The organism is Candidatus Jordarchaeum sp. (assembly GCF_052745115.1).
Window position 1 is genome coordinate 1 of the sequence record NZ_JBRAKS010000259.1, and the last position, 5561, is coordinate 5561.

The window sequence follows — 5561 nt, forward strand, 5'->3', positions numbered from 1 at the left end:
AGGAACCGAACACCATCTGGAAGTGTCCTAGATGGGTAAGTTTCGGACAACGGTTTAACCAATAAACGCTATGGGTTTGTTTGGTATGAAGACGTGTTAAGGGTTGATATTTTTTGGGCTATGTTTTTGTGTTAGGTGGTGTAATTTTTGGAGGATGAGTGTTCGGAGTGGCTTAATGAATGTTTGAAGGTGTTTCCAAAACTGGGAAAAAACGTGGTAACCGCTAGGTATTATAGACTGCCCAAAAAAGTGCTAAGTAGGATTAAAATGTATTCTTTGGGTTTAAAGGGTATTGATGTTGAAGCTTTGTTGCTGCGTGGGGAGAGCAAGACAGATATTAAAGTGGATTTACGGGAGATTTACGAAATACAAATAAACAGAAAGCTTGGTGGGATTGAAAATGCCGAGGTGAGGAAGCAGGTGGTTCAGCACAGCATGATTCACAATTTGCTCCACGCCGAGAGAAAAGACCTTACCCCGGGCAAAAATAAGAAGGGTAAGCGAAATGAGGATTATGAGAAAGGATTTGAGGAAGAAGTATTCCAACGCTTCAACAAACTTAGGGAACTAAACGGGCTTCCAATAATCAAAAATAGGGAAGACCTAGAGCTAGCCTTCAACAACGTTCTTAGGGAACTACACGAGAAAACCTCCCGACATGCGAAAAAGCTCCAAAAACGAGTAGGCTAAAGTTAACTGTTTTCAAAAATGCAGGAAAGCAAAAAATGTTCAAGAGAAGTTGCATGGGTAGCCAAAATGAGCCGGGGCAAAAAAGCTAATGGAAACCAGCGTAAAAAAAAGATAAAAATACGAGCATAAAGATAACCGTGTAATGGAAGTAATGGATTGTGGTATTATAAATCACATCTAAAAATAGTGGTTTGAATTCCTTTATATTGTGGTTACGGGAATTAGCATATTAAGGTCTACCCAGTATTGGGATAGTGGTCTGGATGAAAACTGATCCTATCAGTTGGAGCAATATTTAATTTAACATGTTCCCGGCTGTTGAGCCACAGTTATTTAAGTGGTACACTACACTGTTTGAGAAGAACATGGAGGGAAAAAATGGTTGGTAACAATGAAGCAGGTTCTGACGGAGTTTCTGAGGGAACAGAAGGCCCGATTGAAGCCACGCACCTATAGAGGATACGTGGATGCGATAGAGTTCTTTGAGGACTACTTGGATGGCTACGCTTACCAGTATCTAGACGAGGAGAACAATCAACTCCTTGACAAACTCTCTGAGGGAGATAAGCAGTATTGTGAAATATTTGGACCAGATAAACTTGGGGCTTGTGAATTTGGTGAATTTCTCAACGACTTTATGATCCGAAAGGTGATGGGTAGCAAAGAACTTATGAAAACGGTCGGCACGGTCATGAGGATACTTTTGAAGTGGATGAAAGAAAAGGGATATATAAGTAGGGAAACCTATGAGGATGCCGCTGAGACAGTTGATGAACTCAAAGATGAACTCCCAAAGGTGGAGGAACTATCTGACTTAATATTTGATTATATTGAGAATAGCCCACCGGAAAGAGATTTCACCGAAACCGTAGAAGGATACTTTAGGGTAACCAGAATCGAGCCCGGCGAATTGGGGCTTGAGGATATTATGGAAGGAAGGGAAATAGGACCGGTTTTAGTTTCTAACCTGATTAGTTCAATGTGTAAGGTGGGGTGGGTAATTTGCCTTGAGCTAGGCAAAACTAGTAAAGGCTGGCTGATGCTAGGAAGCGGAAACGTTTATCCCAGATAAGAAATAACACTAAATCGTAGCGTTCCACTCATTTAATCGGCCGAATGTGTCTGACCCACCTTGGCTTATGCCTCGGATAATTTCGCCCCCATGAACGCAAAATTCGGGTACGCTCGGCTTGTTAAAAATAAAATTTTTGAGGAGCGAGAATAAATGCCCAAGATTAGGAGAAGTGAACTGGTAGAAATTGGAATAGCGTGTTACCGTCCTGATCGGTGGGAGCAACTTCTAGCTACAGCAGAAGATTCAGAAGAATTGGAATCCACGTGGGAAGAATGGCGGAAAAACGCAGACAATTTGATTAAAAACTTAAGGTCTGCTGGGATAAAAGTAAAAGAAGTGTTGATTGACTTGAACGAGTTCAATGAATATTGTCGAGTACACAACTTACCGAATAACGCTGAGACTCGATCCAAATACGTCAGTCTATTAGTCAGAGGATCAAAATAAAGAGATAATAAAAATCGCCCCGTTTATTCTATGGGTAGGAGCTTTCAAAGATGACGGCGGGAAGATAAATTATGATTCAAACCCGACGCCAGAACATTTCTACATGTCTAGTCTATTAGTGCCTGTCGAAGCCCGGGAGAAATGTATTGCATCCACTTTTTAAAAGGATTATAATATTCTAACTTCGGATATGTTCTCCAGAACTAGCTGGCTGCCATAAGCTCCGGTGCTTATTGCTCCACTTTCATCAATTTCTGGGTCGGGAATAATTTTTTTCTCTAGGAGTGTTCCGGTTGCTGAAACATTTTTTCCCACGATTTCAGAGGCTCTGTATTCCAATTCTGGGAGGTACACGATATCAGTTTTTATCTTTAGACATGGTCCCGCTTTACAGTTGACAACCAAACCTAACAAAGTAACTTTCTTGCCTAGCATTTCCTTTGAAACAGAGTCGAACACTTTTTCCCTCATTTTCTTTCACCATCTGTTCCTTGAATTAATAATACTTGTTTTCTAAATTGGAGGACTTCTTTTGCATTACAAAACCTAAAGAAGAGGGTGAGGAAGGAGGGTGAACTTTACTCCTCATGGTTAAGTATTTCCCTTTGCAGGAGTTATATTTTTTGTTTTTTACTGTTTTGAGGGCTTATATCTTTGTTGTAGAGTTCAGGTTTTGTTTGTTAGTTTTTGTTGCTACGGGTTTGAGTATGTTGTTGAGGTTTTTTAGGTCTTATTTTTCTGTGTTTTTCTGGTTTGATTGGTGTTATTTCATCTGTTATTTCTTTGGCTACTGGAAGGTAAACACTGGTTTTTTCCCTAACGAACTCTGTGAGTAGTCTAGTTTTACCGACTCTACTACGCCCGTAAACAAAAATGAGTGCGAATCCGGGGCTGCTTTGCAACTGTTCTAGTTGCTGTAACTCTGCTTCTCTATCTACGAATAGTTTTCGTCTCAAAAGATGACACCTCAAAATACGCTGTTATATGGGAGAAATCAAAAAAACGTTCCGCTCACCTCGGAAATGTATAGTTGCCGGGTTCCCTATTTTTGAGAACCTAATTAAATTTCAGAGTTCTTTTCATATTAGCCTCGTCGACTTTGACACTAAGCAGGTTTTCTCAGAAAGCCTTGTTAATGGTTCTTTTTGCAGTGTCCTGCTTTTTCTTAACCTTTTTTTTCGGTTGAGAGTAAATTTGTTGCTGGAGATGAACTCAGAATTTGCACGTTTGGAGTAAAGAATATGGTTAAAGTGAGTGAACTAAATTATTTTGGTGTGGTTGGGGTTGGTGATGTAGAATGGTTCGGTTTCGCCCAAAAAAAGGTGTATATAAGCCTTCTCTTGAGATTTGAAGCTCTATGGTGGAAAGGGAACCGAACAAATCTACATCGCCGGTTGGGGTTTACCGTAAGATTTAAAAATGAGTAATACTTTTTTAGAGAATAGTAATACTCAATTTGGTAATACTTTTTAACAAAATAGTATTACTGGATTGACTCGCTTCGAACAAAGGAGTAGACTTCAATATACCAATACGAAGAAAGAAAATCTTTTAACTAAGGTGATGAAATGAAAGGATACTTCACGACTAGGGAATTAGTATACCTAGCTCTATTCACGGTTTTACTCTACGTAATCTCGTTTGTTGCGATAATGACCGGTGCAGCCATTAGTAGTGTTCCGGGAGTCAAATCGATTTCCTCGGCTTTTTTCTCAGCGGTAGTGATTGCTCTGGCTTGTATAAAGATTAGAAAGGTGGGAACGATGACCTTCCTAATGTTCATGTGGGGGCTAATCAGCGGTTTAATTTTCCCAGCGGTTCCCATACTCCTGCCTGCCACAGTTTCTGGTGGGATTGCAGCTGATCTTTCAGTAGCAGTGTTTAGAAAGGATTATTCAAGTGAGAAGGCGACCACCCTCGCCACCGGAGTTAGGGCAGGGATCAGCACTGTTGTTGTCCTGCTCTTAACTCTGGTTTTTGGCGGTTACCAGATGCGGGGAGCATCCCTCCTCTTTCAGGTGGTGGGGGGTCTCATACATGTGCAATTCCTTGTAAATGTATTTGCTCTAAGCGGGCTTTCAGGGTCGGCGCTAAGTTTCATGAGCCAAATTCTCACATTGGGAGTTCTAGGAGGTCTGATGCCTAATCTAGGTGTGCCCGTAGAATTCGTAGAGTTCACCACAGTTTTCCTTGGGGGTTTAGGCTTTCAGATCCAAGGCCTGGAGACTATAATAAGTCCTACATTGATTTTAGGGGTTTCAAGTGCTTGCGCAGTTTTAGCAACTCTTGGAGGATACGTTGGAGTTAGAATTGTTAGAGAGCTTAAGCGGGCAGGAGTTTACCAGTAATGTTGTCAAGAGTTACCCTATCCCTTGAGGAAAGTACCGTGATTCACAGGGTGGACCCTAGAGTTAAACTGTTCGCAATAGTAGCGATAAGTGTTCTCAGTGTTATGATAAGTTCGCTCAGTTCACTAATCCTCCTTGCAGTCCTCCCTCTTTCACTACTTGTAGTTTCAAGGTGTCTGAGGAGGGCTGCATTTTTTCTCTTTATGCTACTGGCTTTCTCGGTTATAAGTGTTCTTTTTGTTTACTTTACGGGATTAGGTAGTCCCTTTGAGTTTGGAAAGTTTTTTGTAAGGATTTTTGCCGTGGTGTGCATAGGATTGGTTTTTGCTTTTAGCACGCCGCCGAGTAAGTTTGCTAAGGCTTTGGAAAAGATGAGGTTTCCTAAATCGGTGGTTTTCACTCTCACCCTTACTCTCAGGTTTATTCCGGTGTTTATGAATGAGGTAAAGGATTTAACGGATTCATTGAAAGTGAGGGGGGTTGAACTGGGTTTGAAGGGTATTTTGAGGAGGCCGTATATAGTTTTCCGAGCGCTTATAATCCCTTTAATGATACGCATGATGAAAATTGCAGATGATCTTGCGTCAGCTATGGAGGCGAGAGGGTTTGGAGCGCCCGTTAAGAGAACAAGCCTTTACGATTATAAGATTAGCTGGATGGACGCCGCGTTCACTGCCATAGTTATTGCATGGCTTGGATCCCTGCTTCTTTTAGACTTTTCGCACTTTAGTTTCTTGGACGTACAGCTATTTTGGGGGTACATTTTTTGAGCATTGTGACGAAAAATTTGAGCTACTGTTATCCCCACTCGGAGGGAGAGTCAATCCATGATATTAATCTTGAGGTTAAGAGGGGAGAGTTCGTTTTGCTGGTTGGGAGGAGTGGTTGTGGTAAAACAACATTAGCTAGATGTCTGAACGGGCTTATCCCTCACGTTTACGGAGGGGAACTTAGAGGGCAGGCATTGATTAATGGGGTCAGCGTGGCGGATACCCCAGTCT

At 41.5% G+C, this 5561-nt stretch carries 9 protein-coding genes; 7 read left to right on the forward strand and 2 right to left on the reverse strand.

The window, feature by feature from the left end; all coding sequences use genetic code 11:
- Positions 1–147: 147 nt before the first annotated feature.
- The 3 genes from ACUVXA_RS15370 to ACUVXA_RS15380 all read left to right on the forward strand — a co-directional run bounded on the left by ACUVXA_RS15370 (position 148) and on the right by ACUVXA_RS15380 (position 2212).
- Positions 148–690 carry a hypothetical protein gene (locus ACUVXA_RS15370; RefSeq protein WP_445872162.1) on the forward strand — a complete coding sequence of 181 codons (543 nt, stop codon included), beginning with the start codon at positions 148–150 and terminating at the stop codon, positions 688–690.
- A 382-nt stretch (positions 691–1072) separates the two neighbouring features.
- Complete coding sequence (locus ACUVXA_RS15375; RefSeq protein WP_445872163.1) at positions 1073–1762, forward strand: hypothetical protein; 690 nt, start codon at positions 1073–1075, stop codon at positions 1760–1762.
- A 153-nt stretch (positions 1763–1915) separates the two neighbouring features.
- A complete protein-coding gene (locus ACUVXA_RS15380; protein ID WP_445872164.1) occupies positions 1916–2212 on the forward strand; it encodes a hypothetical protein in 297 nt (98 codons plus the stop codon).
- Positions 2213–2380: 168 nt separating this feature from the next.
- On the opposite strand, the gene ACUVXA_RS15385 is transcribed toward ACUVXA_RS15380, so the two are convergent.
- Both ACUVXA_RS15385 and ACUVXA_RS15390 read right to left on the reverse strand, forming a co-directional pair.
- Complete coding sequence (locus ACUVXA_RS15385; RefSeq protein ID WP_445872165.1) at positions 2381–2683, reverse strand: hypothetical protein; 303 nt, start codon at positions 2681–2683, stop codon at positions 2381–2383.
- Positions 2684–2892: 209 nt separating this feature from the next.
- Positions 2893–3168, reverse strand: coding sequence for an ATP-binding protein (locus ACUVXA_RS15390; protein ID WP_445872166.1), 276 nt, complete (start codon positions 3166–3168; stop codon positions 2893–2895).
- Positions 3169–3453: 285 nt separating this feature from the next.
- Here ACUVXA_RS15390 and ACUVXA_RS15395 point away from each other — a divergent pair, with 285 nt between their 5' ends.
- The 4 genes from ACUVXA_RS15395 to ACUVXA_RS15410 form a co-directional block, all read left to right on the forward strand.
- Complete coding sequence (locus ACUVXA_RS15395; RefSeq protein WP_445872167.1) at positions 3454–3639, forward strand: hypothetical protein; 186 nt, start codon at positions 3454–3456, stop codon at positions 3637–3639.
- 141 nt (positions 3640–3780) lie between these two features.
- Positions 3781–4560 carry an MptD family putative ECF transporter S component gene (locus ACUVXA_RS15400; protein ID WP_445872168.1) on the forward strand — a complete coding sequence of 260 codons (780 nt, stop codon included), beginning with the start codon at positions 3781–3783 and terminating at the stop codon, positions 4558–4560.
- Positions 4560–5330 (forward strand): energy-coupling factor transporter transmembrane component T family protein, encoded by a 771-nt coding sequence (locus tag ACUVXA_RS15405; RefSeq protein ID WP_445872169.1) that lies wholly within the window; start codon positions 4560–4562, stop codon positions 5328–5330. Before ACUVXA_RS15400 ends, ACUVXA_RS15405 begins: the two co-directional genes overlap by 1 nt.
- Before the next feature lie 5 nt (positions 5331–5335).
- Positions 5336–5561: ATP-binding cassette domain-containing protein (locus ACUVXA_RS15410; RefSeq protein ID WP_445872170.1), on the forward strand; the 226-nt coding region annotated here is incomplete at its 3' end.

Bases quoted from the DNA above. Each gene is read 5' to 3' on its own strand.
- ACUVXA_RS15405 (WP_445872169.1), top strand. From the start codon at position 4,560: ATGTTGTCAAGAGTTACCCTATCCCTTGAGGAAAGTACCGTGATTCAC.
- ACUVXA_RS15400 (WP_445872168.1), top strand. From the start codon at position 3,781: ATGAAAGGATACTTCACGACTAGGGAATTAGTATACCTAGCTCTATTC.
- ACUVXA_RS15380 (WP_445872164.1), top strand. From the start codon at position 1,916: ATGCCCAAGATTAGGAGAAGTGAACTGGTAGAAATTGGAATAGCGTGT.
- ACUVXA_RS15385 (WP_445872165.1), bottom strand. From the start codon at position 2,683: ATGAGGGAAAAAGTGTTCGACTCTGTTTCAAAGGAAATGCTAGGCAAG.
- ACUVXA_RS15395 (WP_445872167.1), top strand. From the start codon at position 3,454: ATGGTTAAAGTGAGTGAACTAAATTATTTTGGTGTGGTTGGGGTTGGT.